This is a genomic window from Streptomyces sp. NPDC029216 (assembly GCF_040648015.1).
GTDB lineage: Bacteria > Actinomycetota > Actinomycetes > Streptomycetales > Streptomycetaceae > Streptomyces.
In genome coordinates this window covers 1-1,791 of the sequence record NZ_JBEZWL010000304.1, presented here as the reverse complement: position 1 = coordinate 1,791, position 1,791 = coordinate 1, and the positions used below count along the sequence as shown (strand labels likewise).

Here is a 1,791-nt window from a genome sequence, read left to right as displayed (position 1 = left end):
GCCGCGCGGCACAGCGCCGGCCGCACCGCCGCCGTGTCCGGCTGCTCGCTGGCCGCCGCCTGCGCGGCCCTCGCCGAACCCGCCGTCCTCGGCCACTGCCTCGACCTGCTCCTGCGCCGCGACCCCTCGGGCACCCCGTGGGCCGTGGGCTGCGCGGCGCTGACCGTCGCCGAGGTGCTGCTGGACGCCGCGACCAGCCGGCTCACCGGCGGCGTCGACGCCCGGTCCGCCGCCTGGCTGCGCCGGCGCGGACTCGCCGGCCTGCTGCGCACCGCGCCGCACCACGCGGGCCGCCACTCCCCCGGCGAGATCGCGGCCCGGCTCACGGCGCACGCCACCGCCGCCGGAACCGTTCCCGCCGCCGTGGCCACCGCCGTGACGGCCCTGCTGCCGCCGCTCGGCGGACTCGTGGCCCTGTTCCTCGTCGACGTGTGGACCGGCCTGGCCTTCCTGGCCGGGCTGCCCCTGCTCGCCCTGCTGCTGCGGACCTTCGCCCGTACGTCGGGAGCCAGCGTCGGCCGGTACCAGCGGGTACAGCTCGCCATGGCCGGACGGCTCGCGGAAGCCCTGGCCGGCGCCCGCACCATCGCCGCGGCCGGCACCGGGGAGCGGGAGGCCTCGCGGATCCTCGCCGGACTGCCCGAACTGGGCCGTGAGGGGCGCCGGATGTGGCGGGTCTACGGCGCGACCGTCGCCCGTACCGGCACGCTGATGCCGCTCCTGCTGTACGTGGTCCTCGGCGTGGGCGGGCTCCGGCTGGCGGCCGGGGAGCTCGGCGTCGGCGGCCTGCTCGCCGCCGTCCGCTACGCGGGCCTCGCGGCCGGCGCGGGCGCCGTCACCGGCCGGCTAGCCACGGTGGTGCGCGGCAGGGCCGCCGCCCGCCGTACGGCCGCCCTCCTCGATCTGCCCGAACTCCCCCGGGGGGACCGGAAACACGCCGCCGAGGGCCCCGGCACGCTGGAGCTGCGCGGCGTCCGCGTCGAACGCGCGGGCAGGACCGTCCTGCACGACGTCGACCTGCGGATCCCCGGCGGAACCACCGCCGCGGTCGTGGGCCGCTCGGGCTCCGGCAAGACCCTGCTGGCCGCCGTCGCCGGACGCCTCACCGACTGCGACGGCGGCCGGGTGCTGCTGGACGGCACCCCGCTGGAGGAGCTCACCGCCGGAGCACTGCGCCGGGAGGTCGGCCACGCCTTCGACCGGCCGGCCCTGTTCGGCGAGGACGTCGCCGCGGCCGTCGCCTTCGGATCGCCACCGCGGCCCGCGCCGGAAGCGGTACGCGCCGCGGCCCGGGCCGCCGGGGCGGACGCGTTCGTACGCCGCCTGCCCGAGGGCTACCGGACCCCGCTCGGCGACGCCCCGATGTCCGGCGGGGAGCTCCAACGCCTGGGGCTGGCACGGGCGTTCTGCCACGCGGGCCGGCTCCTGGTGCTGGACGACGCCACCTCCAGCCTGGACACCGTCACCGCCCGCCGGGTGGAGCAAGCCCTGGCCCACGAGGTACGGCCCGGCACCCGCCTGATCGTCACCCACCGCGCCACCACGGCCGCCCGCGCGGACCTCGTCGTCTGGCTGGAGGACGGCAGACTACGAGCCACCGACACCCACGCCAACCTATGGCAACACCCCGCCTACCGCGCGCTCTTCACCCCCGCCCCAGAACCCACCACCACCCAAGCCGACGCACCGGACGCCAGGCCGGACGACCAGCCGGCCGACAGGCTGGGCGGCCGGACGGGCGGCGCGCTGAGCGGTGGCCCCGGCGGCGGGCCGGCCGATGCGCTGGGTGCC

At 78.8% G+C, this 1,791-nt stretch carries 1 protein-coding gene; it reads left to right on the top strand.

The window, feature by feature from the left end; translation table 11 throughout:
* On the top strand, nt 1-1,791 hold a 1,791-nt coding region (locus tag AB0F18_RS39185; protein WP_362070311.1), incomplete at both ends, for an ABC transporter ATP-binding protein.